Consider the following 24,654-nt stretch of genomic DNA (forward strand, 5'->3'; position numbering starts at 1 on the left):
AGGAGCGTTTGCCATGCATCCCAGAGCATTGCGCTGGTACGGCGTCATCACGCTGTTCGTGATCGTCGCCATCTCGTACGTGGACCGGATCAACATCGCGGTGCTGATCACCGATGCCTCGTTCCTGCAGCACATCGGCATCGCGCCGTCCGACCGGGTCAGCCAGGGGCTGCTGGCGACCGCCTTCATGGTCGGCTACGGCGTCTCGGCCTTCGTCCTGACGCCGTTCTGCGCGGCGCTGTTCGGGGTCCGCAAGAGCCTGGTGTTCGGATTGATCGTGTGGGGCGTGGTCACCTTCATCACGCCCTGGTTCGACGGCTACGGCATGCTGCTGGCGTCGCGGATTCTGCTCGGGGTGTCCGAGGGGCCGCTGTTCTCGCTGGCCTCGTCCTACATCAAGGCGCATTTCGAGGACCACGAGAACGGCAAGCCGAACTCCTTCGTCAACATGGGCACCGGGCTCGGCCTCGCGCTAGGCTACCCGCTGATCGGCTTCCTGCTGGCGAGCTTCGACTGGCAGACGTCCTTCCATGTGCTGGGCGTGCTGAACATCGCGCTCGGCATTCCGCTGGTGGTGGCCTTCGTGAAAATGCCGAAGTCCTATGCCGGGATGGCCAAGCCGGAGTCCTTCGGCGATGCCATGCACAAGGTCGGCGACATCGTGAAGGGGGCACTCCACACGCGCTACCTGGTGCTGGTCACGGTGCTGACCTCGGCCGCGCTGGCCTACCTCTGGGGGGCCAGCAACTGGCTGCCGGCCTATCTGAAGGAAGTGCGCGGCTTCTCGCTGCGCGAGATGGGCTGGCTGGCCTCGCTGCCGCAGTACGCCACCGTGCTCGCGGTGCTGCTGGGCGGGGTGCTGATCGACCGCATCGAGCGCCAGCGCGTGCCCTTCATCTTCATGGCGGCGAGCGCGGGCGTGGCGCTGTCGGTGCTGCTGGCGATCAACGTGCACGACCCTTATGCGGCGGCCTACTGCCTGATCGCGGCCAACTTCTGCTGGGGGCTGCAAAGCCCGGCGATCCCGAGCACGGTGCAGTACTGCGCCCGTCCCGAGCACGTGGCCAGCGCCTTCGGCGTCGTCAACGGCACCGGCAGCCTGGTCGCCGGCTTCATGCCGGCGCTGATGGGCGGCGTGATCAGCGCGGTGTCGGCCGGCCCCGGCGCGTCGGGCGGCGCGGCCCACGGCTTCTTCGCCGGCTTCGCGCTGCTGATCGGCACCCAGGCGGTGGTGTTCGTCTGCGGCTTCGTCCTGTGGTGGCGCGAGCGCTCGCCCAGAGCCTCGGGCATGCACCCGACCCCGGCCTGACCGGGGCCGCGTGCGAGGCTAGTCCCGGTAGCTGCGGTCGGTCCGGTCCAGCTTGCGGATCAGCGAGGGCCAGACGAAGGCCCCGCCCATGCCGCCCGTCTGCACCTTCATGGCGTGGCCGACGCCGTCGACGATGCGCGGGTCGACCTGGGTCAGTTCGCCGCCGCCGGCTTGCGCCGCGATCTGGATCTGGCAGGTGTTCTCGAAGGTGTACATGCTCAGGAAGGCATCGGCCACGGTCTTGCCGACGGTCAGCAGGCCGTGGTTGCGCAGCATCAGGAAGTTGGCGTCGCCCATGTCGGCCTGCAGCCGCGGCTTCTCGTCGTCGCGGAAGGCCACGCCCTCGTAGTCGTGGTAGGCCAGCGAGGCCAGCACGAAGGTCGACTGCTGGCTGATCGGCAGCACGCCGTTCTTCTGCGCGCTGACCGCGATGCCGGCGCGGGTGTGGGTGTGCAGCACGCACTGCACGTCCTCGCGCGCCGCGTGGACCGCGCTGTGGATCACGAAGCCGGCCGGGTTCACGGGGTAGGGCGAATCGATCACCTTGTTGCAGTTCTGGTCGACCTTGATGAGGCTGGAGGCCGTGATCTCGTCGAACATCAGGCCGTAGGGGTTGATCAGGAAATGGTGCTCCGGCCCGGGCACGCGGGCGCTGATGTGCGTGAAGACGAGGTCGCTCCAGCCGTACAGCGCGACCAGGCGGTAGCAGGCGGCGAGGTCGACGCGCAGCTGCCATTCTTCGGCGCTGACGAGTTTCTGGATTTCGGTGGGGGTGGTGGCGTTCATGGGGTTCTCCTCGTAGGGCCGCCTCAGGCGGCGTGGGTCTGGGCCGGCGCTTTCGCGGCCTTGTAGATGCTCTGCTTCGGCTGGGCCATCACGCGCCTGAGCATGGGCTCGAACTCGCCGATCGGCAAGGTCTCGGCCTTGGGGTCGAAGGCCGGGTTGTCGTAGAGCTCGCAGAACTCGGCGGTGCGCTCGAAGCAGGGATGGCTGCGGAAGTTCTCGCGCAGGTCGCGGTCGAGGCCGATGTGATGGAAGAAGTAGTGGCCCTGGAAGATGCCGTGGTGCGCCACCATCCAGTGGTTCTCCTCGCTCACGAAGGGCTTGAGGATCGCCGCCGCGATGTCCGGGTGGTTCATGGTGCCGAGCGTGTCGCCGATGTCGTGCAGCAGGGCGCAGACCACGTATTCCTCGTCGCGGCCGTCGCGCAGTGCGCGGGTGGCGGTCTGCAGCGAATGGCTGTAGCGGTCGATCGGGAAGCCGCCGTAGTCGCCTTCGAGGATCTGCAGGTGCTTGATCACGCGCGCCGGCAGGCCCTGCGCGAACTGCATGAATTCGCCGCCGATCAGTTGCCAGTCCTGCTGCGTGCTGTCTTGCATGCGGACGAAATTGGCTCTTGCATTCATCGTGTGTCTCCGTGGGTTTGCAGCCCACTGTAGACCCGCACTTGACGGCCAACTGTCAAGAATTTGACAATGGAGCGCTCTGGTAAACCCCCGGACCCGTCCGAACTTCCATGCCGCTGCCTGCCGGGCGCCCGCTGTCCGCCGCCCACCGCGCCTCGATGGAGGCCAATCCCTGGTTCGCGTCGATGCCGCGCGCGCAGCGCGAAGCCCTGCTCGCGGCGGCCGAACTGATCCATCTGCGGCGCGGCGCGATGGTGTTCCGACAGGGCGATCCGGTGCATGCGGCCGGCGGCGGCTTCTATGGCCTGGCGGCCGGCATGATCAAGATCTCGACCCTGCGCCACGATGGCCGCGAGGCCATCCTGGCCGTGCTCGAACCCGGCAACTGGTTCGGCGAGATCAGCCTGATCGACGGCTCGCCGCGCACCCACGACGCCACGGCCCTCAGCGCGCTCGACCTGCTGGTGGTGCCGCACCAGGCCTTCGCGCAGCAGATGCAGGGCGCGCCCTTCGGGCGGGCGATCGCGGCCTTGCTCGCGGCCCGGGTGCGCGGGCTCTACGGCCTGATGGAAGACGCCACGCTGCGCGGGCTGCGCGCCCGGGTGGCCCGCCGCCTGCTGGCGCTGGCGCGCGGCGACGCGACCCAGTCGCCCGAGCCGAGGGTCTCGGTGGCGTTGCCGCAGGAAGCGCTGGCGATGATGCTGGGCGTGACGCGCCAGACCTTGTCGAAGGAACTCAACGCGCTGGCGAGCGAAGGCGTGATCGCGCTGGGCTATGGCCGCATCGACCTGCTGTCGCCTGCGGCGCTGCAGCAGATGGGCCACACGGGATAGCGCGTCAGAACACGATCTTGTCGCCGAACGCGATGCGCCGGATCCAGGCCTTCTTGTCGGTGACGGTTCGCGAGTCGCCCAGGTTGAAGTCCACCGCGGGTGTCGGCGTGATGCCGCCGGCGGTCGGGTTCTGGAAGTTGTAGATGCAGGCCTTGGGATAGGCGGCGATCAGGGCATCGAGGCTCAGCGGGCCGCCGGTGGAGTTGATCGCGGCGTTCAGCAGCACCGGCAGGCCGGTGGCCGGGAAGGGCTTGCTGCCGGACCGGGCCCACTTCACGTCGGCCGGCGTGGCGCCGTAGCTGGTGTAGCCGTCCGCGTCGGTGGTCGAAGGCCCCATGTCGGTGGCGGTCGTGACCAGGTTCAGCCAGTCGTTGCCGTCGCACTGCAGGCTCACGGTGTAGGTCACGTAGACGTCCTGCGGCAGCGTGGTGTCGCCGGTGTTGAGCTTCATCGCGAAGCGGATGCCGGGGAACTCCGACAGCTTGACCCCATGGAGCAGGTTGATCCCGTAGACCGACTTGTTGCCGGTGACCGCGTTGTTCTTGCTGGGCACGCTGGCCAGCGGATGGGCGGTGGTCTGCATCTCGATCACCTTCAGGCCATGGTCGTCGGCGATCGCGACCGAGGCCTGGTTGTCCGAGAAGTCGGTGGTGCAGGCCGGCAGCGTGGCGGCGCTCTGCGTGCAGTCGGCGTCCTTCCAGGTCTTGGGCGTCGTCGGGTCGGGAGCGGGCGCGGGTGCCGGAGCCGCTTCGATCGAGAGCGCCGGGGCCGGCGCAGCGACAGCCTGCGCCGCCGCGGGTGCCGCGACGGCCGTCGTCGCCACCGGCCACGCGCCGCCGCCGCCGCCTCCGCCGCATGCGGCCAATGCCGCTGCCGCGGCGGTGACCAGGGTCGCTCGGAGAGGGAAGGAGGAGTGGAAGTTCATTCGATGGCAGGACGGGTGCGATCGAACGACTGTAATAAAAGGTACCCACTGGGCGACCGCCGAAGTCGACGACGGCGTGACTTAATCGTCCATCGCGGCGCAAACCCCGCGCCGGCGTCGCCGCCGCACAACGCCACCCGCTCAGCGCAGGATCCGGCCCTCCTTGGTGATGCTGATCAGGTCGATGCTGCGCCCGGGGTCGCGCAGGCCGGGGCGCAGGTTGATGCGGAAGCCGCCGACGTCGTAGTCCGTCATGCCGGCCATCGCGCGCTGCAGGGTGGCGGGGGTGTAGGCCTTGCCGGCGCGGCGCACGGCCTCGGCCGCGGCCTTGGTGGCGATGAAGCCCTCGAGGCCCTCGTACGAAGGCGCCTGGTCCGAGTTCTCGATCGCCGCCAGGTATTCCTTGACGATCGGGATCGCCGACGGGCGCGGCGAAGGCACGACCTGCGAAATCACGATCCCGCCGATGTCCTTGCCCAGTTCCGCGTAGAGCGGATCGATGCCGACGATCGAGAACGCCGTGAAGCTGCCGGCGTAGCCGGTCTTGCGCAGCCGCCGGATCACGTCGGCGGTGGTGCTCGAGAGCGACACCAGCACGATGGCCTGCGGCGACTGCTTCTGGACCGCGGCCAGCGCCGATTCGAGCTTGTCGCCGCTGGCCGGCACCAGGGCGCTCGCCACCAGCGGCGCCAGCTTCAGATCGGACATCGCCTGCTGCACCGCCGCCAAGCCGGCCCGGCCCATGGCGTCGTCGTCGCCGATCAGCGCGATGCGGGTCTGGCCGACCGTTTCGCACTGGCGCACGATCTTGTAGGCCTCGTCCGCCATGCTGGGCCGGACGTGGAACACGTTGGGATGCGCGGTGCCGCGCAGGTTGTCGGCCGCCGCGAAGGGCGCGAACAGGACGCTGCCCTGCTTGGCCGCGACCGCCGCCCCGGCGTCGCTGCTGGCGGTGCCGACGAAGCCGAACAGCATGTCGGCCTTGTTCGCGTCGAGCAGCGTGCGGGCGTTGGCCGCGGCGCGGGTCGCGTCGTAGCCATCGTCCAGCTGCACCAGCTTCAGCTGGATCCCGCTGGCGGCGTTGCTGTCGTTGAATTCGGTCGCGTAGAGCCGCGCGCCGGCCGCGAAGGCCAGTCCGATCTCGCTGGCCGCGCCGGTCAGGGGCACCGATTGGCCGAGGACCACGGTGCGCGCCCCTGGCGCAGGCGCGCGCGGCGCCGTCTGGGCCTGGCTGCCGGCGGCCAGGCCGCCCAGCAGCAGCGCGGCGCCCGTGTTCGCCAGCCAGGTCCTGCGAGTCAGCATCATTGGAAGCCTTTCACTACATTTATTGAAAAATGTAGCAACTTTGGTACCTCCGACGAAGGCATTAAGTCACGTTGAGGTGGCCACGGGCGCCGGATGGGCCGCCGGTGGGCCCGTGATGGCTTCCAAAATTGTTAACTTTTGTATTTGAGTTGTGGCTTTTTGCACAGCGGCCCAGCGCTGTCCGCTGGCAACATCCTGGCTGTGCCGGAATGGCTCCGGATGGATCACATGAAGCAAACGTCAACTGAAATCGCACTGCTGGAAAGCGCACTGCTGGCCATCGAGAAAGTGCTGGCCCACGCCGACAGCGAACTCCACGGCACCCTCTACCTCGGGCCCACCGCCAACCTGCCGCTGGAGGCGCTGCGCACCGCGTCGCAGACCGACGAGCAGCGATTCCGCGCCAGTGCCGCCCAGACCGCGGCCAACATCTGCCTCAGTTCGGCGGCCGCCCTGGTCGACGTCAGCCAGGCGCTGCTGAACCGCCGCAGCGACCGTTCCGACCCGGAACTGGAGCGCGAGTGGCAGGCCCTCATCACCCACACCAAGATCGCGAGCCGCTCGGCCTACCGTGCCGCGCTCATCATGGCGGCGCAGAGAAACGTGCTGCAGGCGCAGGGCGTCGAGCCCGCGCCGGCGGGCCAGTTGCCCAGCCTCGCGCACTGAAGACCGGCGACGTCGTTCAGCGGCGTTCGAACACCACGTCCCACACGCCGTGGCCCAGCTTGAGGCCACGGTTCTCGAACTTGGTCAGCGGCCGGTAGTCCGGCTTGGGCGCATAGCCGGCGGCGCTGTTGCGCAGCAGCGGCTCGCCCGACAGCACCTCGAGCATCTGCTCGGCGTAGGGCTGCCAGTCGGTCGCGCAGTGCAGGTAGCCGCCGGGCGCCAGCCGGTCGGCCAGCTTGCGCACGAAAGGCGGCTGGATCAGGCGGCGCTTGTTGTGCCGGGTCTTGTGCCACGGGTCGGGAAAGAACACGTGCACCCCCGCCAGCGAGGCCGGCGGCAGCATGTGGTCGAGCACGTCGACCGCGTCGTGGGCGCAGATGCGAATGTTCTGCAGCTGCTGCTCGCCGATGCGCTTGAGCAGCGCGCCGACGCCGGGCTCGTGCACCTCGCAGCAGAGGAAGTTCTTCTCGGGCATCAGGGCCGCGATGTGCGCCGTGGCCTCGCCCATGCCGAAGCCGATCTCGAGCACGGTCGGGGCCTGGCGGCCGAAGGCGGCGGCGAAGTCGAGCGGCTCGGCGCGATAGGACAGCAGGAATTGCGGGCCGAACTGCTCGTAGGCGCGGGCCTGGCCCTCGGTGGTGCGGCCGCCGCGCTTGACGAAGCTCTTCAGCCGGCGGTGCAGCGGATGGGCCTCGCCGGTGGGTTTGTCGCCCGCGGGCGGATCGGCCGGCGGGTCGGTGGGGAGGTGGGTGGGGGAAGGGGAGGTCACGGCGGCGGATTGTAGAGACCGCGCCATTCGACCACCCAGGCGGCGAGGGCTTCGGACAGCGTCGCCGCGCCCTCCGGCTGCAGGCCGAGCACCCGCGCCGCCGCCTGCAGGGCGGCCAGCGCCTCGGCCGGCGTGCCGGTCGCCAGAGGGGCCGCGCCGTTCTGCTTGGACAGCTTGTCGCCGTCGGCGGCCAGCACCAGGGGCGCGTGCAGGTAGCTCGGCGTCGGCAGGCCGAGCGCGCGCTGCAGCAGGATCTGGCGCGCCGTGTTGTCCGCCAGGTCGGCGCCCCGCACGACGTCGGTCACGCCCTGGTCGGCGTCGTCGACCACCACCGCCAGCTGGTAGGCCCAGGGTCCGTCGGCGCGGCGCAGCACGAAATCGCCGACTTCGTCCCCGACCGCCTGCTGCTGGGGGCCCAGGCGCCGGTCGTGCCACCGCAGCAGCCCGGGTGGCTGCGAGGCCTCGAAGCGCGATGCCGCGAAGCGCCAGGCGCGCGCCGGCTTGCCGTGCAGGCCATCGCGGCAGGTGCCGGGATAGACCCGTTCGCCGTGGCGGGCGTGCGGCGTGCCGCGCGCGGCCAGTGCGAGGTCGATGTCCTTGCGCGAGCAGCCGCAGGGATAGGCCAGCCGCCCGGCCGCCAGCCGGTCGAGCGCCTCCTGGTAGAGGCCGGTGCGGCGGGTCTGCCATTGCGGCGGGGCATCGGGCCGCATGCCGCAGGCGGCCAACTGCGCGAGGATGCGCTGGTCCATGCCGGGCAGGCAGCGCTCGGTGTCGGCATCCTCGATGCGCACCAGCCAGCGTGCCTGCGGGCCGCGGGCCCGGACGTCGAGCCAGCTGGCGAGTGCCGCGACCAGCGAGCCGGCATGCAGCGGCCCGGTGGGCGAAGGCGCGAAACGGCCGATCCGGCGCATCGGTCCGGGGAGCGGATCAGGCCAGCTTGAGCGCCAGCGTCAGGCCCGAGAGGAAGGCGTCCTCGACCCGGTGGCCGGTGCACCAGTCGCCGGCGATGCCGATGCGGGCCTTGGCGTCCCACAGGTGCGGCTTGCCCACCGGCACCTGGGTCTGCGCCTCGGGCCAGCAGCGGGCCTGGGCGTGCGAAGGCTCGGCGCGGATGCCGGTGATCTCGGCGAAGGCGCGCAGCAGCTTGGCCTCGACCCGCGCGGCATCGTCGCGCAGGTGCTCCTGCGACCAGGCGGCGCTGGCCTGCAAGGTCCAGCGCTCGATCGGGTCGCGCCCGGGCTTGGACGATTCGCGCGCCAGCCAGGCCACGCGATGGTGGGTGCTGCGGGCGGCGTTCCATTGCGGACCCAGGTGCGACAGCGTCGGCTGGTTGGCCTGGGGGAAGGCGATCATCAGCGTCCAGCAGGGCGCGATGCGAACCGCCTCGATCCGGCGGCTGAGCTCGGCCGACAGTCCGCCGTCGCCCAGCAGCGCGCGGGCCCGCGCCGGCGGCACCGCCAGCAGCACGGCGTCGAATCCGGAATAGACATGCTGCGAATCGTCGGCACCGGCCGTGCGCAGCTGCCAGCGCCGGCCGTCGAGGGCGTCGCGCTCGATCTGCGTCACCTGGGTGCGCGTCACGAGCGCGTCGCCGAGCGGCGCCGCCCAGTGGGCGACCAGCGCATCCATGCCGGGCTGGGCGACGAAATGCGGTTCGCGCGCCGGCAGGGCGGCTTCGGCGACGCGGCCATGGGCGTCGAGCACGCGCACCAGGTTGGCGCTCCAGGGCTTGCAGATCTGGGGGGTGGTTTCCAGCACCCGCGCGAAGCGCGGATCGCGCACCGTGAAGTACTGGGCGCCGCTGTCGAAGCGGCCGAAGGGCGTGGACTCGCTCGCCATGCGGCCGCCGACGGCGGCTTCGCGTTCGAACACGGTCACGCGGTGGCCGGCCTGCAGCAGCGTTCGGGCACAGGCCACGCCGGCGATGCCGGCGCCGATGACGGCGTAGTGGCGGGAGGCGGGGGATCGGTGGCGGTCGGCGTCGGGGCGCAGTGTCATGGCAGTCTCTCGGTTGTTGCCATGTGACTCTAACCGGGTTGGCTAGCGCCCACGGTGGCGTTCGAGCAGGGCGCGGCGCGTGCCTTCGTTGTCGAAGCGCTCCAGCCACCACTGCATCGCGCGGCCGGGGCTGCCGGCGCTGCGCACCCGCCAGGCGCAGTGCATGGTCGCGACCGGCAGCACCCGCTCGGTCTTGCGTTCGACCAGGTGGCCGGCCTCGATGCACGGGCGTGCCATCGGCTCCGGCAGGAAGCCGCCGCCCAGCCCGTGCAGTTGGGCCGCCAGCTTGGCCTGCATGGTCGGCACCGTGAGCACGTCCTGGCCGCCGACCAGGTTGACCGTCATGCTCGGGCCCGCGCGCGCCGAGTCGGCCGCGGCCACCGCGCGATGCTGGCGCAGCACCTCGTCGCTGAGCGGCTCCGGCAGCCGGGCCAGCGGATGGTGCGGCGCCACCGCGTAGACGAAGAACAGCTGGCCCAGTGGCCGGCTGCGGATGCCGGTGGCGGTGAAGGCCAGGCTGGCGGCATCGAGCACCGCGCCGACGGCGAGGTCGGCCTCGCCGCTGGTCAGGGCCTCGATGGTGCCGAGCAGGGTCTCGTCGCGCAGCTTGAGCCGCGTCGGCGGCTCCAGGGCGTAGAAGGCGCTGACCAGGTCGAGCAGCGGATCGCGCGCGATCACGCTGTCGACCGCGATCGTCAGCATCGGCTCCCAGCCGGTGGCGATGCGCTTGACCCGGTTGGCGACCGCGTCGATCTCGCCCAGCAGGCGGGACGATTCGCGCAGCAGCTCGACGCCGGCCTCCGTCACCTGCGCCTGGCGTCCGCTGCGGTCGAACAGCAGCACGTCGAGCGCGTCCTCGATCAGCCGCACCCGGTAGCTCAGGGCGCTCGGCACCAGGTTCAGGGAGCGGGCGGCAGCGGCGAAGCTGCCGGTGCTGGCCACGGTCTGGAGCATGGCCAGGGCATCCGGCGTCAGCACGTCACGGGCGGTAGGCATCGGGCTCGATCATTCAAAAAAATTGAATGATGCCATCAAAGCCGGACGCTTTCAGGGCCGGGCGCGAACCCTAAAGTCGGTACATCCGCTGCGCACAGGGCGCGGCATTTCGGAAGGCCCTCCACGAGAGGGCAGGAGTTCGACGATGTTGCAGGTTCGCAAATCCCAGGAACGCGGTTACGCCGATCACGGCTGGCTGCGCTCCTTCCACAGCTTCTCGTTCGCGGGTTACTACGATCCGGCCCACATGGGCTTCGGCAACCTGCGCGTGATCAACGAGGACCGGGTCGCCGCCGGGGCCGGCTTCGGCACCCATGGCCACAAGGACATGGAGATCATCAGCTACGTCCTGTCCGGCGAGCTGGCGCACAAGGACAGCATGGGCAACGTGGAGTCGATCCCGCCCGGCGACGTCCAGCGCATGAGCGCCGGCCGCGGCGTGATGCACAGCGAGTTCAACCACAAGGCCGACCAGACCACGCACTTCCTGCAGATCTGGATCGAGCCGAACGTGCGCGGCATCGCGCCGGGCTACGAGCAGAAGACCTTCCCGGCCGAGGAGAAGCGCGGCAAGTTGCGGCTGGTCGCATCGCCCGACGGCGCCGAGGGTTCGGTGCTGGTGCATGCGGACGCGCGGCTTTTCGCCGGCCTGCTCGACGGCGACGAACAAGCCAGCCTGGCGCTGGACCCGAAGCGCAAGAGCTACGTGCACCTGGTGCGCGGCGAACTCGAAGCCAATGGCACGAAGCTCGCTACCGGTGATGCGGCCTTGCTCGAAGGCGAAAGCCAGTTGACGCTCGGCGCCGCGAAGGATGCCGAAGTGCTCGTGTTCGATCTTGCAGCCTGAAACCCATCGTTTTTTCAACCTAGAGGAGTCCATCCCATGTCCACCACCACCGCCCCCTACGCCGCCGCGCCCAGCGCCGGCGCCACGCAAGATTCGCTCGCGCTGCTCGGCCGGGTGCTGATCGCCTTGCTGTTCGTGCCGGCCGGCTTCGGCAAGATCGGCGGCTTCGCCGGCGTCGTCGGCTACATCGGCGCCGTCGGCCTGCCGTTGCCGCAACTCGGCGCGGTGATCGCGATCGTCGTGGAGCTCGGTCTCGGCCTGCTGCTGCTGGTCGGCTACAAGACGCGCATCGTGTCGATCGTGCTGGCTGTGTTCACGGTCGCGACGGCGGTGTTCTTCCACAACTTCTGGGCCATGCCCGCCGACAAGGCGTACGTGAACCAGCTGATGTTCTTCAAGAACATCGCCATCGCCGGTGGCCTGCTGGCGATCGCCGCCCTCGGCGCCGGCCGCTTCTCGATCGACAGGAAGTAACCGGGCTTTTGCGTACGATGCGCCATTGTTTTCTTCCAGGAAGTCATCGATGGCGGACATCGTCGTAGTGTTTCATTCGGGCTATGGCCACACGCAGCGCATCGCGCAGGCGGTGGCCGACGGCGCCGAGGCCCACATGCTGGCGATCGACGCCGACGGCAACCTCCCGGCCCACGGCTGGGCGCTGCTGGCGGCGGCCGATGCGATCATCATGGGCGCGCCCACCTACATGGGCGGGCCGAGCTGGCAGTTCAAGAAGTTCGCCGATGCCTCCTCCAAGGTCTGGTTCGTCCAGGGCTGGAAGGACAAGCTCTTCGCCGGCTTCAGCAACAGCGCCGCCATGAACGGCGACAAGGACGCCACGCTCACCTACCTCTGGCATCTGGCGATGCAGCACAGCGGGCTGTGGGTCAGCCTCGGGATCATGCCGAGCAACGACAAGGCGGCGACGCGCGACTCGCTCAACTACGTCGGCGGCTACAACGGCCTGCTGACGACCTCGCCGACGGATGCGAGCCCGGCCGAAATGGCCCGTGGCGACTTCGACACCGCGCGTGCATTCGGCGAGCGCATAGCGGAAGTGGCAAGATCGCGGGCCTGATCCCGCAACCGCCCCACGGAGAACCCCGATGACCGCACCGCTTCTGCTTCAACCCCACGACAAGGACCTGGGCGGCGGCTTCAAGGTGCGGCGGCTGCTGCCGGCGGCGAAGCAGCGCTCGGTCGGCCCCTTCGTCTTCTTCGATCATTTCGGACCGGCCACCGAGACCCCGGGCTCCGAGCACGACGTGCGCCCGCATCCGCACATCGGCCTGGCCACCGTCACCTATCTCTTCGAGGGCGCGATGATGCACCGCGACAGCCTCGGCAGCGTGCAGGAGATCCGCCCCGGCGCGATCAACTGGATGACCGCCGGGCGCGGCATCGTGCACTCCGAGCGCAAGCCCGAGGCCTTGCGCGAAGCCACCTACGTGAACCACGGCCTGCAGCTGTGGGTCGCTCTGCCGCAGGCCCACGAGGAGGTCGAGCCCAGCTTCGCGCACACCGCGGCGGCCGACATCCCGGCGCTGGACGTGCAGGGAGTGCCGGTCCGGGTCCTGGTCGGCGAGGCCTTCGGCGTGCGTTCGCCGGTGGCGACCCTCTCGCAAACCCTCTACCTCGACATCACGCTGCCGGCCGGCGGGCGGCTCGAATTGCCGGCGCTGGCGCCCCAACTCGCGGTCTACCCGGTGGATGGCGACATCACGCTCGATGGCGAGCCGGTCGCGCAGCACCGGATGGCGATGCTGCCCGAAGGGCAGGGCGGCGTGCTGGCCGCACAGGGCCCGGTGCGGCTGGTGGTGATCGGCGGCGAGCCGCTCGACGGGCCGCGCTTCATCACCTGGAACTTCGTCTCGAGCCGGCGCGAGCGCATCCTGGAAGCCGGCGCCGACTGGGCCGCCCAGCGCATGGGCCAGGTGCCCGGCGAAACCGAATTCATTCCGCTGCCCGGGCATCCGTTCCAGGTGCAGCAGGCCGCAGACACCGGCACGACGCCGGTCTGAGCCTCAGCCTTTTCGCGCCAGGTCCGGATCTTCGGGCGCTCGCGCGCTGGCCCGGTTCGAACGCGCGCTCAGGTCCGGCGCCAGCGATTCGCGGCCGTCGAAGACGAAGCACTCGCCGTGGTAGTGGGCGCCGCCGACCTGTTCGAAATACTTGAGGATCCCGCCTTCGAGCTGCAGCACGTCGGCCACGCCGGCTTCGCGCATCAGGATCGCGGCCTTCTCGCAGCGGATGCCGCCGGTGCAGAAGCTGACCACGGTCTTGCCGGCCAGTTCGTCGGCGTGCTTGTGCAGTGCCTTGGGGAATTCGGTGAACTTGCCGATCCGCCAGTCGATCGCGCCGTCGAAGGTGCCGTGGTCGACCTCGAAGGCATTGCGGGTGTCGAGCAGCGCGACCGGCTTGCCGGCATCGTCGTGCCCCTGGTCGAGCCAGCGCTTGAGGGTCGGCGCATCGACCCCGGGCGCCCGGCCGGCCGCCGGCTGGATCGCCGGGTGGTCCATCCGGATGATCTCGCGCTTGAGCTTGACCAGCATGCGCCGGAACGGCTGCGCCTGCGACCAGCTTTCCTTGGCTTCGAGGTCGGCAAAGCGCGGATCGGCGCGCAACTCGTCGAGGAAGGTGCGGACGTGGTCCTTTTCCCCGGCGAGGAAGAGGTTGATGCCCTCGGGCGCGAGCAGGACGGTGCCCTTGAGGGCGAGCGCATGGGTGCGGGCCCGCAGCTGCTCGCGCAGCTCGGCGCCGTCGGCGATGCCGACGAACTTGTAAGCCGCGATATTCAGTATTTCTTGCACGGGGCGCGATTGTAGGGATGCCCGCATCACATCGTGGAGGCGGCGTTTTCTACAATGGCCGGATGTTCGTTCACCTGCGCCTGCACACCGAGTTTTCCGTCGTCGACGGCACCAACCGCATCGATGAAGTCGTCAAGGCCGCGGCCGCCGACGGCCAGCCTTCGCTGGCGATCACCGACCTCAACAACCTGTTCGGCGCCGTCAAGTTCTACAAGGAGGCGCGCGGCAAGGGCGTCAAACCGGTGCTGGGCGCCGAAATTTTCATCGAAGGCCTGGGCGCCGAGCCGGGTGCGCTGACCCGCATCGTGCTGCTGGTGCAGAACAAGGAAGGCTACCTGCACCTGTCCGAACTGCTGGCGCGTGCCTGGACCCAGAACGTCGGCCGCGGCCAAGCCCAGGCGGCCTGCAAGCTGACCTGGCTGGAGGAACTGCAGGGCGGGCTGATCGCGCTGTCGGGCGCGCAGGCCGGACCGCTCGGCGCGGCGCTGCTGCAGGGCCAGGAAGAGCGCGCCGCCGAGATCGCGCTGCAGCTCGCCGGCCTGTTCCCGCACCGCTTCTACATCGAGCTGCAGCGCGCCGGCCGGCCCGAGGACGAGCCGCACGTGATCGCTGCCGTCAAGCTCGCCGCGCGCCTCAGGCTGCCGGTGGTCGCGACGCATCCGGTGCAGTTCGCCACCCCCGACGATTTCGAGGCGCACGAGGCGCGGGTCTGCATCTCCGAGGGCGAAATCCTCGGCAATCCGCGCCGGGTGCGCAAGTTCACGCGCGAGCAGTATTTCAAGTCGTCGGCCGAGATGGCCCAGCTCTTCGCTGACGTGCCGAGCGCGCTCGCCAACACGGTCGAGATCGCCAAGCGCTGCAACCTCACGCTGGTGCTCGGCAAGCCGCAGCTGCCGAACTTCCCGACGCCCGACGGCATGCCGATCGACGCCTACTTCCGCGTCGCCTCCTTCGAGGGGCTCGAGGAGCGCCTGGCCCACCTGTACCCCGACACCGCCAAGCGCGACGCCGAGCGGCCGCGCTACGTCGAGCGGCTCGAGTTCGAGATCAACACGATCCTGAAGATGGGCTTCCCGGGCTACTTCCTGATCGTCGGCGACTTCATCAACTGGGCCAAGAAGAACGGCTGCCCGGTCGGTCCGGGCCGGGGCTCGGGGGCCGGCTCGCTGGTCGCCTATGCGCTCAAGATCACCGACCTCGACCCGCTCGAGTACAAGCTGCTGTTCGAACGCTTCCTGAACCCCGAGCGGGTCTCGATGCCCGACTTCGACATCGACTTCTGCCAGGGCAACCGCGACCGCGTGATCGACTACGTCAAGGACAAGTACGGGCGCGACGCGGTGAGCCAGATCGCCACCTTCGGCACCATGGCCGCGCGGGCCGCGATCCGCGACGTCGGCCGGGTGCTCGACATGAGCTACATGTTCTGCGACGGCGTCAGCAAGCTGATCCCGAACAAGCCGGGCAAGCCAGTCACGATCCAGTACCCGCCCGCGGACCTGTCGGAAGCCGACCGGGAAAAGTACGCGATCGCCGCCGAGCCGCAGCTCGCCGCCCGGATCGAGAAGGAAGAAGAAGTCCGCATGCTGGTCGAGCTGGCGCAGAAGCTCGAAGGCATGACCCGCAACATCGGCATGCACGCGGGCGGCGTGCTGATCGCCCCGGGCAAGCTCACCGATTTCTGCCCGCTCTACCAGCAGCCGGGCAGCGATTCGGCCGTGAGCCAGTACGACAAGGACGACGTCGAGGCCGTCGGCCTGGTCAAGTTCGACTTCCTGGGCCTGGCCACGCTGACCATCCTGGAGATCGCCAAGGACTTCATCGTCGCCCGCCACAAGGGGCAGGAGAACTTCGCCTTCGAGAACATCCCGCTCAACGACGTGCCCACGTACAAGCTGTTCTCCGAGGGCAAGACCGAGGCCGTGTTCCAGTTCGAATCGCGCGGCATGCAGGGCATGCTGAAGGACGCGCGGCCGACCCGGCTCGAGGACCTGATCGCGCTCAACGCGCTGTACCGTCCCGGCCCGATGGACCTGATCCCGAGCTTCGTGGCGCGCAAGCACGGTCGCGAGTCGGTCGAGTATCCGCATCCTTTGGTGGCCGAGATGCTGTCCGAGACCTACGGCATCATGGTCTATCAAGAGCAGGTGATGCAGACCGCCCAGATCCTGGGCGGCTACTCGCTCGGCGGCGCCGACCTGCTGCGCCGCGCGATGGGCAAGAAGAAGGCCGAGGAGATGGCCGAGCACCGCGAGATCTTCCGCAAGGGTGCCGCCAAGAACGACATCGACCAGAAGAAGGCCGACGAGATCTTCGACCTGATGGAGAAGTTCGCGGGCTACGGCTTCAACAAGTCGCACGCGGCCGCCTACTCGCTGCTGGCGTACCACACGGGCTGGCTCAAGGTCCACTACACGGCCGAGTTCTTCTGCGCCAACATGACGGTGGAAATGGACGACACCGACAAGCTCAAGGTGCTGTTCGAGGACGCGCAGAAGAACTTCGGCATCAGCTTCGAGCCGCCGGACGTGAACCGCGGCAACTACCGCTTCGAGCCGGTCACCGACCGCGTGATCCGCTACGGGCTCGGCGCGGTCAAGGGCACCGGCCAGCTCGCGGTCGAGGCGATCGTGAAGGCGCGCGAGGAGGGCGGTGCCTTCACGAGCCTGTTCGACTTCTGCGTGCGGGTCGACCGCCAGCGCATCAACAAGCGCACCGTCGAGGCCCTGATCAAGGCCGGCGCCTTCGACGCGCTGCAGCAGAACCGGGCCTCGCTGATCGCTTCGGTCGACCGCGCCTTCGAGTTCGCCAACGCGACTCAGGCCAACGTGGCGCAGGCCGACATCTTCGGCGACTGCGAGCACGGCTCGGCGACCCAGGAGCCCGGGCTGGTCGACGCCACGCCCTGGGGCGTCAAGGAGCGGCTCACCTACGAAAAGACGGCCGTCGGCTTCTACCTGTCGGGCCACCTGTTCGACGAGGTCGAGCACGAGGTGCGGCGCTTCTGCAAGCGCGAGATCGACGAGCTGCTCGACAGCCGCGAGCCCCAGGTGATCGCCGGCATCGTGAGCGACTTCCGGGTCATCAACGGCCAGCGCGGCCGGCTCGCGATCTTCAAGCTCGACGACAAGTCGGGCGCCATCGACGGCACCGCCGACGAGGCGCTCTTCAATGCCAACCGCAACGTGCTCAAGGACGACGAATTGGTGATCGTCAGCGGTCGGCTGCAGCCCGGCCGTGGCGGCTTCGAGGCCCGCTTCCAGGTCCAGCAGGTGTGGGACCTGGCCACGGCGCGCTGCCGCTTCGGCAAGTTCCTGCGCGTGGCGGTGAACGGCAAGGCGCCGGACATCGCGCGGCTGGTCAAGGACTTCCCGCCGCGCACCGAGCAGAGCGAGCACGGCGAATTGCTGCAGGGGCTGGGCGTGCGCCTGTCGATGGCGCGCGGCGGCGCCCAGGTCGAACTGCAGCTGGGCGAGCGGGCCAAGTTCTTCCCCACCGATGCGGCGCTGGCCAGTTGGACGGCGCAGGCAGAGGCGGGCAAGGCGGCGGTGGTCTACGAGTAGGCCCGGGCATGTTCAGCCTCGACCGCGATCTGTTCCTGCTGTTGAACGCCGACGCGAACGCGCAGGGCTGGCTGATCGCCATGGGCTATTTCCTGGCCGTCCATGCGCACTGGCTGTTGCTGGCGTTGGTGCTGGGGCTGGCGCTCCACCGCTGGCGGCCGCTGCTCAGGCCGCTCGCGGGCGCCGTGCTGGCGATCGGGATCGGCAGCCTGGCCTGCGAGCTGATCGTGCTGCTGTGGGATCGACCGCGGCCCTTCGAACAGGGGCTGGGCTTTACCCACCTGTTCCACGTCGGCAGCCCGTCCTTTCCGAGCAGCCACGCCACGGCGTACGCGGCGCTGGCCTTCTCGTTCCTGCTGATGGCGAACTACCGCCAGGTCGGCGCGATCCTGCTCGTGCTGGCGGGGCTGGTGAGCGTGGCGCGCGTGGTGGTCGGCGTGCACTTTCCGCTGGACATCGCGGTCGGCGTTGCCATCGGGTGCCTGGCCGCGGTCGCCGCGCATCGCCTGCTCGAATGGATGTTCGGCATTGCCCGATCCAGGGGGATTCGCAAAAGCTCGTAGGGCGCCGATGCGCCAGAAGGCGCGGCCGGCCCTGCCGCGACGTCGACGCGATCAGCGCTTCGGCCGCAGCGTCACGATCAAGCGCGCGGGCACCGTGCCGTCGATGTCGCGCGGCAGCTTCTCGGTCTTTTGCAAGGCGCGCAGGGCGGCATCGTCCCAGTTCGGCAGGCCGCTGGACTTGACCAGCGCCGGGGTGCCGACGATGGTGCCGTCGGGCGCCAGCCGGACGTCGAACTCGGCACCCGGATTGCCGCTCACCAGGTCGGCATCCGGAAACACCACGTTGGGCCGCACCGCGGCGGCGACCTTGCCGCCGTAGCTGCCCGACGGACCCGACGATTTCGCCGCGGCGCCTTCGCCGCCCGAGCCGGCCATGGCCTGCATCCGCTTGAGCGTGGCCGCCCGGTCGGCGGCCGCCTGCGCGGTCTGCTTGGCCTCGGCTTCCTTCTTCTTCGCGGCTTCGGCCTGCTTGGCGGCCTCGGCCTCCTGCTTGCGCTTCTGCTCGGCCAGCTTCTTCTGCTCGTCCTTCTTGCGCTCGGCCTCGTCCTCGGCGCGCTCGCGGGCCTCGGCCTCGCGCTTTTCCTGCGCCGCCTTCTTCTGGGCTTCGAGCTTCTTCTGCTGCTGGGCCTGCTGCTCGAGCTCGCGCTCCTTCTGCTCCTTCAGCTTCTTCTCGCGTTCGAGGGCGATGTCGGGCGTCTTCGGCGCGGGCGTCGGATCCGGCGGTCGAACTGCCTGGGGCGGTGGCGGTGGCGGTGGAGGCGGCGGTGGGGCCGGGGTCGGTGTCGGAGCCGGCGGCACCGGCACCGGTGCCACGGCGCGCGGCGCGGCCTGCTGCACGGTGGTCGACCACAGTTCGGCTTCGACGGCGTCGTTCTCGGCCTCGCGGCGCCAGTTGACGCCCCAGGTCAGGGCGGCGATCAGCAGCGCATGGGCGACCAGGGCCAGCGCGACGGCGCGCGGCGTGCCGCGCTGCGGCGGCGGCGCGAATTCGGGGCGGTCGGCGGCGAGCGACACTTACCGGGCGCCCGTGGTTTGGACCGACAGCCCGACCCGCTCGATGCCGCTGCGCTTGAGCTGGTTCATGGCTTTCACGACGGTCTCGTACTTGACGGTCTTGTCGGCGCTGATCACCACCGGCCGGTCGGCATCGCCGCCTTGGGCCTGCTTGGCGGCCGCGCCGATCTGCGTCATCGGGATCGAGTTGCCACCGCTGCCGGTCGAGGGGTCTTTCTTGATCTGCACCTCGTCGTCGCTCTTGATCACGATCTCGATCGGGCGGTCGGGCTGCTTGTTGGCCTTGTCGACGCTCGGCAGGTTGATCACGCTCGGCGTGATCAGCGGCGCCGTGACCATGAAGATGATCAGCAGCACCAGCATCACGTCGATGAACGGGACCATGTTGATCTCGTTGATCGTGCGGCGGCCGCGGCCGCGGGAGGACATGGCGGGCATGGTGCGGGGCTCCGGTTCAGCGGCCGGCCGGGGTCACCGTCGCCGGGTTGACGTGGGCCGTCAGGTTGCGCTGCAGGATGTTCGAGAACTCCTCGATGAAGGTCTCGAGCGCGATCGCGATCTTGTCGATCTCGCGGGCGAAGCGGTTGTAGGCGACCACGGCGGGGATCGCGGCGAACAGGCCGATGGCGGTGGCGACCAGGGCCTCGGCGATGCCGGGCGCGACGGTGGACAGCGTCACTTGGGCCAGTGCCGCCAGGCCGGTGAAGGCATGCATGATCCCCCAGACCGTGCCGAACAGGCCGACATAGGGAGAGACCGAGCCGACCGTGGCCAGGAAGGACAGGTTCTGCTCGACCGCGTCGAGTTCGCGCTGGTAGCTGGCCCGCATGGCGCGGCGCGAGCCGTCGAGCAGGGTGCCGGTGTCGGACACGTGGCGCTCGCGCAGCTTCTGGTACTCCCGCATGCCGGAGGCGAAGATGCGCTCCATCGGGCCGGCGAACTTGGCGTTCTGGGCCGCCGAGGAGAACAGCTCGTTGAGGCTGGTGCCGGACCAGAAGTCGCGCTCGAACTCCTCGTTGAGCGAGCGCGTGCGCTTGAGCGCGAAGTACTTGCGGAAGATCGCCGCCCAGCTGGCGACGGACACCACGATCAGCAGCAGCACCACGAGCTGCACCGGCAGGCTGGCGTGGAGCAGGAGGGAGAGTATCGACAGGTCTTGTTGATTCATGGCTTGAGAGGTTGAGACATGGAGCCGGCGAAGCGCTCGAGGGTTCCCGAAACTTGGCGCGGGATGCGTGCGGGCCGCAGGCTGGCCGCATCGACCCAGCCGATGCGGATCGTGCCTTCACACAGCAGGGCCGGGCCCGATGCCGTGAGTTGCTCTGAATTTGATAGCACGCGCTGGGCGATTATCAGGGACGCCGAGCCGATCTGGCGCAGCTCGGCTGTAACCAGCAGTTCATCGTCGAGCCGGGCCGGGCGGTGGTACTTGAGCTGCGTTTCGCTGACCACGAAGATGCCGCCGCTGTCCTCGCGCAGCTGCCGCTGGGCGATGCCCAGGGAGCGCAGCCACTCGGTGCGGGCGCGCTCCATGAACTTCAGGTAGTTGGCGTAGAACACGATGCCGCCGGCATCGGTGTCCTCCCAATAGACGCGGATGGGCAGCGCAAAGCTCATTCGGTCAGGCGGCAACGGCGGCGCCGGCCCAGGCGCGCAGGCGGGCCACCGACTCTTCGAGGTGCGCCATCGAGCTGGCGGTCGAGAAGCGGATGAAGCGCCCGGTCTGGTCGCTGCCGAAGTCGCGCCCGGGCGTGACCGCGACATGGGCCTGCTTCATCGCCTCGAAGGCGAAATTCCAGCTGCCGTCGATGCCGAGCTTCTCGGCGAAGGAGGCGCAGTCGGCCCAGGCGTAGAAGGCGCCGTCGGGCATCACCGGCACCTGCAGGCCGAGGCCGTTCAGCTGCGGAATGAACCAGTCGCGCCGCGCCTTGAACTGCGCCCGCCGGCGCTCGTACTCGGCGATGCTGTCGGGCTCGAAGCAGGCCAGCGCCGCGTATTGCGACACGGTGCTGGCGCAGATGAACAGGTTCTGCGCCAGGCGCTCGATCGCCGGCACCAGCGCATCGGGCACCACCAGCCAGCCGAGCCGCCAGCCGGTCATGTTGAAGTACTTGCTGAAGCTGTTGATGCTGATGACCTGGTCGTCGATCGCCAGCGCGGTCTGGCCGAACTGGTCGTCGTACGAAAGCCCGAGGTAGATCTCGTCGATCAGCGTGATCCCGCCGCGCGCGCTCACCACCTCGTGGATGCGGCGCAGTTCGCCGGGTGCGATCGAGGTGCCCGTCGGGTTCGAGGGCGAAGCCAGCAGCACGCCGCGGGTGCGCTCGGTCCAGGCGGCCTCGACCTTGGCCGCGCTGAGCTGGAAGCGCTCGGCCGCGGTGGTCGGCACCAGCACGGCGCGGCCGTCCGCCGCGGTCACGAAGTGGCGGTTGCAGGGGTAGCTGGGGTCGGGCAGCAGCATCTCGTCGCCGGCCTCGATCAGCGCCAGGCAGGCCAGCTGCAGCGCGGCCGAGGCACCGGCCGTGATGACGATGCGGCGGGCCGGCACGTCGACCTTGAAGCGCTCGGCATACCAGCCGCTGATGCGCTCGCGCAGGTGGTCGAGGCCGGTGGCCTGGGTGTACTGCGTGGCGCCGGCGCGGACCGCGCGCGCGGCCGCTTCCTGCACCAGCGGCGGCGCCGTGAAGTCGGGCTCGCCGATGTTCAGGAAGATCATCGGCCGGTCGGTGTGCGCGACTTCCCGCGCCAGCTTCGAAGCCGCCTTCGCCACTTCCATGACGTAGAACGGCTCGATGCGCTCGGCGCGCTGCGAAATCCTCATGGCTTGGCCTTGCCGCTCAGCCGGTCGGCTTCGACCTCGTCGGGCCGAAGCTTCGGTGCCAGGCCATTGAGCACCGCGTTGACGTACTTGTGGCCGTCGGTGCCGCCGAATTCCTTGGCCAGCTCGATGCATTCGTTGAGCACCACGCGCCAGGGCACGTCCAGGCAATGCTGGAACTCGTAGACGCCGATCCACATCACGCCGTGCTCGATCGGCGAGATCTCTTCCAGCTTGCGGTCGAGCAGCGGCACGATCAGGGCGTCGAGCACGTCGGCGTTTTCGATCGAGCCGTGCAGCAGCGCGTCGTAGTGGGCGGCGTCGGCCTTGTGGAAGCCGGCCAGGTCACGCGTGAACTGGTCGATCGAGGCCGCGTCGTTGCGTCCCACCAGGTGCTGGTAGAGGGCCTGCAAGGCGAACTCGCGGGCCCGGCTGCGGTTCGACTTGGCAGCCGCCTTGCGCGCCCCGGTGCTGGTGAGCCCGGTGCGGGTCTGGCGCGGCTTGCCGCTGGAGGGTTTGGTGTCTTCGGTCATGAAAGGGTGGCGAGCAGCTGCGCCATCTCGACCGCCACGCGCGCGGCGTCGCGGCCCTTGTCGGTCTGTCGCGCCACGGCCTGTTCGAGGTTCTCGGTGGTCAGGATCGCGTTGGCGATCGGAATGCGGTAGTCGAGGGCCAGTCGGCTCACGCTGGCGCCGGATTCGTTGGCCACCAGTTCGAAGTGGTAGGTCTCGCCGCGGATGATGCAGCCCAGCGCCACCAGGGCGTCGTAGCGCTCGCGCTCGGCCAGCGCCTGCAGCGCCACCGGGACTTCGAGCGCGCCGGGCACGCTCACGTGCTCGATGTCGTCGTCGGCGACGCCGAGTGCCGCGAGTTCATCCCGGCAGGCCTTGGCCAGCGCGTCCGTGATGTCTTCGTTGAAGCGCGCCTGCACGATCCCGATGCGCAGGCCCTTGCCGTCGAGCGCGACGTCGGCGCCCTTGTTTGCGTGTTGCATCAGCGTTCGTCTTTCGTGATGTAGCCGGCGATCTCGAGGCCGTAGCCGGCCGCCATGCTCGGCATGCGGCGCGGCGTGCCCAGCAGGTTCATGCGGTGGACGCCGCACTCGCGCAGGATCTGCGCGCCGATGCCGTAGCTGCGCAGGTCCATGCGGCCACGCTCGGGCGCCTGCGCCGGCCGCGCCGTGCCGTCGAATTGCGACAGCAGCTCGGCACCGGTCTCGCCGCAGTTCAGCAGCACCGCCACGCCCTTGCCCTGGGCCGCGAGATGCGCCAGGCTGGCGTCGAGGCTCCACGAGTGCAGCGCGCGGTTGAGTTCGAGCGCGTCGAGCACCGACAGCGGCTCGTGCACGCGCACGTCGACCGTGTCGTCGACGCTCCACTTGCCGCGCACCAGCGCCAGGTGGACGCCGTTGCTCGGCTTGTCCTTGAAGGCGTGGGCGGTGAAGGGGCCCCAGGCGGTCTGGATCTCTCGGCAGCCGACCTTCTCGACCAGGGTCTCGGTGCGGCTGCGGTGCTCGATCAGGGCGGCGATGGTGCCGATCTTGATGTCGTGCTCGGCCGCGAAAAGCTGCAGGTCCGGCAGGCGCGCCATCGTGCCGTCCTCGTTCATCACTTCGCAGATCACCGAGGCCGGCGAGCAGCCGGCCATGGCCGCCAGGTCGCAGCCGGCTTCGGTATGGCCGGCCCGCATCAGCACGCCGCCGTCGACCGCCTGCAGCGGGAAGATGTGACCCGGCTGGACCAGGTCGGCCGCGACCGCGTCGGGTGCCACCGCGGCCTGCACGGTGCGCGAACGGTCGGCCGCCGAGATGCCGGTGGTGACACCCTCGGCAGCCTCGATCGAGACCGTGAAGGCGGTCGAGTGCTTGGCGCCGTTGCGCGCCACCATCGGCGGCAGCTGCAGCCGTTCGCACATCTCGCGCGACAGCGTCAGGCAGATCAGGCCGCGGGCATGCCGGGCCATGAAGTTGATCGCCTCGGGCGTGACATGGTCGGCGGCCAGCACGATGTCGCCTTCGTTCTCGCGGTCTTCCTCGTCGACCAGGATCACCATGCGGCCGGCGCGCAGCTCGGCCACGATGTCTTCGACCGGAGAGATCGGCGCGGGGGCACGGCCGCTGCGCGGGGCGCCGATCGGCGTGACGGATGCATTCATGGGAGCTTGTCGGGGGTGGGTGGTTGGATGGCGCCGGCCTGGAGCATGCGCTCCACGTAGCGGGCAACGGTGTCGATCTCGAGGTTGACCCGGCTGCCTGCTTGCAGGCCGCCGAGCGCGGTGTTCTCGACCGTGTGGGGGATCAGGTTGATGCTGACTTCGCTGCCGTCGGCGACGTCGCTCACGCTGTTGACGGTGAGGCTGACGCCGTTGATCGTGATCGAGCCCTTGTAGGCCAGGAAGCGGGCCAGCGCGGGCGGCGCCAGCACGCGCAGCTCCCAGCTCTCGCCGACGGGCTCGAAGCGGCGCACCGTGCCGATGCCGTCGACATGGCCGGACACGATGTGGCCGCCCAGCCGGTCGCTGGCGCGCAGCGCCTTCTCGAGGTTGACCCGTGTCTGCGCTTCGGACAGGCCCGCGGTCTTGTCCAGCGATTCGGCCGAGATGTCGATGGTGAACAGCTTTTGCGCCGCGTCGAGGGTGGTGACGGTCATGCAGGCGCCGTTGAGCGCGATGCTGTCGCCGAGCCCGACGTCGTCCAGATAGCCGTCGGGCACCGCAATGCTGAGACGCTTGCCGTGGGAGGAAGAACTGCCGAGGTCGTGGACGGCGGCGATGCGCCCCACGCCGGTGATGATTCCGGTGAACATCTGCGCATTTTCGCAGAGATGCGGGGGCTGC

At 69.3% G+C, this 24,654-nt stretch carries 27 protein-coding genes; 9 read left to right on the forward strand and 18 right to left on the reverse strand.

What is annotated here, in order from left to right; genetic code table 11:
- The first annotated feature begins 13 nt into the window (after positions 1–13).
- Complete coding sequence (locus QTI33_RS02240; protein ID WP_286504125.1) at positions 14–1,309, forward strand: MFS transporter; 1,296 nt, start codon at positions 14–16, stop codon at positions 1,307–1,309.
- Between the two features lie 18 nt (positions 1,310–1,327).
- Here QTI33_RS02240 and QTI33_RS02245 read toward each other — a convergent pair whose 3' ends face one another.
- Positions 1,328–2,095 carry a class II aldolase/adducin family protein gene (locus tag QTI33_RS02245; protein ID WP_286504126.1) on the reverse strand — a complete coding sequence of 256 codons (768 nt, stop codon included), beginning with the start codon at positions 2,093–2,095 and terminating at the stop codon, positions 1,328–1,330.
- Positions 2,096–2,118: 23 nt separating this feature from the next.
- Complete coding sequence (locus QTI33_RS02250) at positions 2,119–2,715, reverse strand: HD domain-containing protein (protein WP_286504127.1); 597 nt, start codon at positions 2,713–2,715, stop codon at positions 2,119–2,121.
- Positions 2,716–2,825: 110 nt separating this feature from the next.
- Between QTI33_RS02250 and QTI33_RS02255 the strand changes: the two genes are divergently transcribed.
- Positions 2,826–3,548 carry a Crp/Fnr family transcriptional regulator gene (locus QTI33_RS02255; RefSeq protein ID WP_286504128.1) on the forward strand — a complete coding sequence of 241 codons (723 nt, stop codon included), beginning with the start codon at positions 2,826–2,828 and terminating at the stop codon, positions 3,546–3,548.
- A 4-nt stretch (positions 3,549–3,552) separates the two neighbouring features.
- Here the strand turns inward: QTI33_RS02255 and QTI33_RS02260 are convergent, their stop codons facing one another.
- A complete protein-coding gene (locus QTI33_RS02260) occupies positions 3,553–4,473 on the reverse strand; it encodes a hypothetical protein (RefSeq protein WP_286504129.1) in 921 nt (306 codons plus the stop codon).
- A gap of 141 nt (positions 4,474–4,614) precedes the next feature.
- Positions 4,615–5,778 (reverse strand): ABC transporter substrate-binding protein, encoded by a 1,164-nt coding sequence (locus QTI33_RS02265; RefSeq protein ID WP_286504130.1) that lies wholly within the window; start codon positions 5,776–5,778, stop codon positions 4,615–4,617.
- A 228-nt stretch (positions 5,779–6,006) separates the two neighbouring features.
- On the opposite strand from QTI33_RS02265, the gene QTI33_RS02270 reads away from it, so the two are divergent.
- Complete coding sequence (locus QTI33_RS02270; RefSeq protein ID WP_286504131.1) at positions 6,007–6,444, forward strand: hypothetical protein; 438 nt, start codon at positions 6,007–6,009, stop codon at positions 6,442–6,444.
- 16 nt (positions 6,445–6,460) lie between these two features.
- Here the strand turns inward: QTI33_RS02270 and trmB are convergent, their stop codons facing one another.
- Genes trmB through QTI33_RS02290 form a run of 4 tightly spaced genes read right to left on the reverse strand, consistent with a single transcriptional unit; the run spans position 6,461 to position 10,207 of the window.
- Entirely contained in the window at positions 6,461–7,240 is a 780-nt protein-coding gene (gene trmB / locus QTI33_RS02275; RefSeq protein ID WP_286504132.1) for a tRNA (guanosine(46)-N7)-methyltransferase TrmB, read from the reverse strand.
- Complete coding sequence (gene gluQRS, locus QTI33_RS02280; RefSeq protein ID WP_286504133.1) at positions 7,210–8,124, reverse strand: tRNA glutamyl-Q(34) synthetase GluQRS; 915 nt, start codon at positions 8,122–8,124, stop codon at positions 7,210–7,212. Before gluQRS ends, trmB begins: the two co-directional genes overlap by 31 nt.
- A gap of 16 nt (positions 8,125–8,140) precedes the next feature.
- Entirely contained in the window at positions 8,141–9,211 is a 1,071-nt protein-coding gene (locus QTI33_RS02285; RefSeq protein WP_286504134.1) for an NAD(P)/FAD-dependent oxidoreductase, read from the reverse strand.
- A gap of 42 nt (positions 9,212–9,253) precedes the next feature.
- Positions 9,254–10,207 (reverse strand): LysR family transcriptional regulator, encoded by a 954-nt coding sequence (locus tag QTI33_RS02290; protein WP_286504135.1) that lies wholly within the window; start codon positions 10,205–10,207, stop codon positions 9,254–9,256.
- 145 nt (positions 10,208–10,352) lie between these two features.
- Between QTI33_RS02290 and QTI33_RS02295 the strand changes: the two genes are divergently transcribed.
- Genes QTI33_RS02295 through QTI33_RS02310 form a run of 4 tightly spaced genes read left to right on the forward strand, consistent with a single transcriptional unit; the run spans position 10,353 to position 13,072 of the window.
- Positions 10,353–11,054, forward strand: a complete 702-nt coding sequence (locus QTI33_RS02295) for a pirin family protein (RefSeq protein WP_286504136.1) — start codon at positions 10,353–10,355, stop codon at positions 11,052–11,054.
- Between the two features lie 36 nt (positions 11,055–11,090).
- Entirely contained in the window at positions 11,091–11,528 is a 438-nt protein-coding gene (locus QTI33_RS02300; RefSeq protein ID WP_286504137.1) for a DoxX family protein, read from the forward strand.
- A gap of 49 nt (positions 11,529–11,577) precedes the next feature.
- A complete protein-coding gene (locus QTI33_RS02305) occupies positions 11,578–12,129 on the forward strand; it encodes a flavodoxin family protein (RefSeq protein WP_286504138.1) in 552 nt (183 codons plus the stop codon).
- A 28-nt stretch (positions 12,130–12,157) separates the two neighbouring features.
- Positions 12,158–13,072 carry a pirin family protein gene (locus QTI33_RS02310; RefSeq protein WP_286504139.1) on the forward strand — a complete coding sequence of 305 codons (915 nt, stop codon included), beginning with the start codon at positions 12,158–12,160 and terminating at the stop codon, positions 13,070–13,072.
- Positions 13,073–13,075: 3 nt separating this feature from the next.
- Here QTI33_RS02310 and QTI33_RS02315 read toward each other — a convergent pair whose 3' ends face one another.
- Entirely contained in the window at positions 13,076–13,861 is a 786-nt protein-coding gene (locus QTI33_RS02315; RefSeq protein ID WP_286504140.1) for a sulfurtransferase, read from the reverse strand.
- A gap of 62 nt (positions 13,862–13,923) precedes the next feature.
- On the opposite strand from QTI33_RS02315, the gene dnaE reads away from it, so the two are divergent.
- On the forward strand, positions 13,924–17,424 hold the full coding sequence (gene dnaE, locus QTI33_RS02320; RefSeq protein ID WP_286504141.1) for a DNA polymerase III subunit alpha: 3,501 nt from the start codon (positions 13,924–13,926) through the stop codon (positions 17,422–17,424).
- An 8-nt stretch (positions 17,425–17,432) separates the two neighbouring features.
- Positions 17,433–17,987, forward strand: a complete 555-nt coding sequence (locus QTI33_RS02325) for a phosphatase PAP2 family protein (protein WP_286504142.1) — start codon at positions 17,433–17,435, stop codon at positions 17,985–17,987.
- Positions 17,988–18,038: 51 nt separating this feature from the next.
- Here QTI33_RS02325 and tolA read toward each other — a convergent pair whose 3' ends face one another.
- From tolA to QTI33_RS02370, 9 genes are read right to left on the reverse strand one after another with little or no spacing between them, the layout of a single operon-like run.
- The gene (gene tolA / locus QTI33_RS02330; protein ID WP_286504143.1) at positions 18,039–19,001 is read right to left on the reverse strand and encodes a cell envelope integrity protein TolA; all 963 of its coding nucleotides are present in this window, start codon (positions 18,999–19,001) and stop codon (positions 18,039–18,041) included.
- Positions 19,002–19,439 carry an ExbD/TolR family protein gene (locus QTI33_RS02335; RefSeq protein ID WP_286504144.1) on the reverse strand — a complete coding sequence of 146 codons (438 nt, stop codon included), beginning with the start codon at positions 19,437–19,439 and terminating at the stop codon, positions 19,002–19,004.
- A gap of 16 nt (positions 19,440–19,455) precedes the next feature.
- Positions 19,456–20,169, reverse strand: coding sequence for a protein TolQ (gene tolQ / locus QTI33_RS02340; protein WP_286504145.1), 714 nt, complete (start codon positions 20,167–20,169; stop codon positions 19,456–19,458).
- Positions 20,166–20,618 carry a tol-pal system-associated acyl-CoA thioesterase gene (gene ybgC, locus QTI33_RS02345; RefSeq protein WP_286504146.1) on the reverse strand — a complete coding sequence of 151 codons (453 nt, stop codon included), beginning with the start codon at positions 20,616–20,618 and terminating at the stop codon, positions 20,166–20,168. Before ybgC ends, tolQ begins: the two co-directional genes overlap by 4 nt.
- Before the next feature lie 4 nt (positions 20,619–20,622).
- Positions 20,623–21,822: a pyridoxal phosphate-dependent aminotransferase gene (locus QTI33_RS02350; protein WP_286504147.1), complete on the reverse strand. Its 1,200-nt coding sequence runs from the start codon at positions 21,820–21,822 to the stop codon at positions 20,623–20,625.
- Positions 21,819–22,352, reverse strand: coding sequence for a transcription antitermination factor NusB (gene nusB, locus QTI33_RS02355; protein ID WP_286504148.1), 534 nt, complete (start codon positions 22,350–22,352; stop codon positions 21,819–21,821). Before nusB ends, QTI33_RS02350 begins: the two co-directional genes overlap by 4 nt.
- Positions 22,349–22,813, reverse strand: a complete 465-nt coding sequence (gene ribH / locus QTI33_RS02360; RefSeq protein WP_286504149.1) for a 6,7-dimethyl-8-ribityllumazine synthase — start codon at positions 22,811–22,813, stop codon at positions 22,349–22,351. Before ribH ends, nusB begins: the two co-directional genes overlap by 4 nt.
- Entirely contained in the window at positions 22,813–23,973 is a 1,161-nt protein-coding gene (gene ribBA, locus QTI33_RS02365; RefSeq protein ID WP_286504150.1) for a bifunctional 3,4-dihydroxy-2-butanone-4-phosphate synthase/GTP cyclohydrolase II, read from the reverse strand. The genes ribH and ribBA overlap by 1 nt, the downstream gene beginning before the upstream one ends.
- A complete protein-coding gene (locus QTI33_RS02370) occupies positions 23,970–24,623 on the reverse strand; it encodes a riboflavin synthase (protein WP_286504151.1) in 654 nt (217 codons plus the stop codon). The genes ribBA and QTI33_RS02370 overlap by 4 nt, the downstream gene beginning before the upstream one ends.
- Between the last annotated feature and the right edge of the window lie 31 nt (positions 24,624–24,654).

It is taken from the genome of Variovorax davisae (assembly GCF_030316845.1).
Taxonomy (GTDB): Bacteria; Pseudomonadota; Gammaproteobacteria; order Burkholderiales; family Burkholderiaceae_C; genus Variovorax; species Variovorax davisae.

What these genes read in the sequence shown, in the direction of transcription:
- QTI33_RS02240 (WP_286504125.1), top strand. Translation starts at nt 14, where the DNA reads ATGCATCCCAGAGCATTGCGCTGGTACGGCGTCATCACGCTGTTCGTG.
- QTI33_RS02245 (WP_286504126.1), bottom strand. Translation starts at nt 2,095, where the DNA reads ATGAACGCCACCACCCCCACCGAAATCCAGAAACTCGTCAGCGCCGAA.
- QTI33_RS02250 (WP_286504127.1), bottom strand. Translation starts at nt 2,715, where the DNA reads ATGAATGCAAGAGCCAATTTCGTCCGCATGCAAGACAGCACGCAGCAG.
- QTI33_RS02255 (WP_286504128.1), top strand. Translation starts at nt 2,826, where the DNA reads ATGCCGCTGCCTGCCGGGCGCCCGCTGTCCGCCGCCCACCGCGCCTCG.
- QTI33_RS02260 (WP_286504129.1), bottom strand. Translation starts at nt 4,473, where the DNA reads ATGAACTTCCACTCCTCCTTCCCTCTCCGAGCGACCCTGGTCACCGCC.
- QTI33_RS02265 (WP_286504130.1), bottom strand. Translation starts at nt 5,778, where the DNA reads ATGATGCTGACTCGCAGGACCTGGCTGGCGAACACGGGCGCCGCGCTG.
- QTI33_RS02270 (WP_286504131.1), top strand. Translation starts at nt 6,007, where the DNA reads ATGAAGCAAACGTCAACTGAAATCGCACTGCTGGAAAGCGCACTGCTG.
- trmB (WP_286504132.1), bottom strand. Translation starts at nt 7,240, where the DNA reads ATGGCGCGGTCTCTACAATCCGCCGCCGTGACCTCCCCTTCCCCCACC.
- gluQRS (WP_286504133.1), bottom strand. Translation starts at nt 8,124, where the DNA reads ATGCGCCGGATCGGCCGTTTCGCGCCTTCGCCCACCGGGCCGCTGCAT.
- QTI33_RS02285 (WP_286504134.1), bottom strand. Translation starts at nt 9,211, where the DNA reads ATGACACTGCGCCCCGACGCCGACCGCCACCGATCCCCCGCCTCCCGC.
- QTI33_RS02290 (WP_286504135.1), bottom strand. Translation starts at nt 10,207, where the DNA reads ATGCCTACCGCCCGTGACGTGCTGACGCCGGATGCCCTGGCCATGCTC.
- QTI33_RS02295 (WP_286504136.1), top strand. Translation starts at nt 10,353, where the DNA reads ATGTTGCAGGTTCGCAAATCCCAGGAACGCGGTTACGCCGATCACGGC.
- QTI33_RS02300 (WP_286504137.1), top strand. Translation starts at nt 11,091, where the DNA reads ATGTCCACCACCACCGCCCCCTACGCCGCCGCGCCCAGCGCCGGCGCC.
- QTI33_RS02305 (WP_286504138.1), top strand. Translation starts at nt 11,578, where the DNA reads ATGGCGGACATCGTCGTAGTGTTTCATTCGGGCTATGGCCACACGCAG.
- QTI33_RS02310 (WP_286504139.1), top strand. Translation starts at nt 12,158, where the DNA reads ATGACCGCACCGCTTCTGCTTCAACCCCACGACAAGGACCTGGGCGGC.
- dnaE (WP_286504141.1), top strand. Translation starts at nt 13,924, where the DNA reads ATGTTCGTTCACCTGCGCCTGCACACCGAGTTTTCCGTCGTCGACGGC.
- QTI33_RS02325 (WP_286504142.1), top strand. Translation starts at nt 17,433, where the DNA reads ATGTTCAGCCTCGACCGCGATCTGTTCCTGCTGTTGAACGCCGACGCG.
- QTI33_RS02335 (WP_286504144.1), bottom strand. Translation starts at nt 19,439, where the DNA reads ATGCCCGCCATGTCCTCCCGCGGCCGCGGCCGCCGCACGATCAACGAG.
- tolQ (WP_286504145.1), bottom strand. Translation starts at nt 20,169, where the DNA reads ATGAATCAACAAGACCTGTCGATACTCTCCCTCCTGCTCCACGCCAGC.
- ybgC (WP_286504146.1), bottom strand. Translation starts at nt 20,618, where the DNA reads ATGAGCTTTGCGCTGCCCATCCGCGTCTATTGGGAGGACACCGATGCC.
- QTI33_RS02350 (WP_286504147.1), bottom strand. Translation starts at nt 21,822, where the DNA reads ATGAGGATTTCGCAGCGCGCCGAGCGCATCGAGCCGTTCTACGTCATG.
- nusB (WP_286504148.1), bottom strand. Translation starts at nt 22,352, where the DNA reads ATGACCGAAGACACCAAACCCTCCAGCGGCAAGCCGCGCCAGACCCGC.
- ribH (WP_286504149.1), bottom strand. Translation starts at nt 22,813, where the DNA reads ATGCAACACGCAAACAAGGGCGCCGACGTCGCGCTCGACGGCAAGGGC.
- ribBA (WP_286504150.1), bottom strand. Translation starts at nt 23,973, where the DNA reads ATGAATGCATCCGTCACGCCGATCGGCGCCCCGCGCAGCGGCCGTGCC.
- QTI33_RS02370 (WP_286504151.1), bottom strand. Translation starts at nt 24,623, where the DNA reads ATGTTCACCGGAATCATCACCGGCGTGGGGCGCATCGCCGCCGTCCAC.